Here is a 275-nt window from a genome sequence, read left to right as displayed (position 1 = left end):
CAGGAGGCACCTCAATTCTATGGCTGCGAACGGCCAAAGGTCAGGCAGCGGTGACAACTATCAGTTCTTCGACGAGGCTCTTGTCTACTGGGAGATGCTGCTCTCGTACGTTGCAGATGGCGATACCCTCGTCTCATCGGGAGCTCCAGCGTCGCAGACGGCCGAGTCAGTCGTGTTGCAGCGGGTGCCACATCCATGGACCGGGATCGCTCGCGACACCCAGTTCACGGTCCACGAGGTGGGGAGGCTGATCCGTCGCGAGAGGAACCGTGTGC

General features: G+C 61.1%; 1 protein-coding gene. It reads left to right on the top strand.

The window, feature by feature from the left end; translation table 11 throughout:
- Positions 1–19: 19 nt before the first annotated feature.
- The coding region (locus PZC42_RS24590) for a hypothetical protein (protein WP_277214118.1) at positions 20–275 on the top strand (256 nt) is incomplete at its 3' end.

This window comes from Isoptericola croceus (assembly GCF_029382255.1).
Lineage (GTDB): Bacteria > Actinomycetota > Actinomycetes > Actinomycetales > Cellulomonadaceae > Isoptericola > Isoptericola croceus.
The sequence above is the reverse complement of the archived record's forward strand: the minus strand, read 5'-3'. Positions and strand labels throughout refer to the sequence as shown.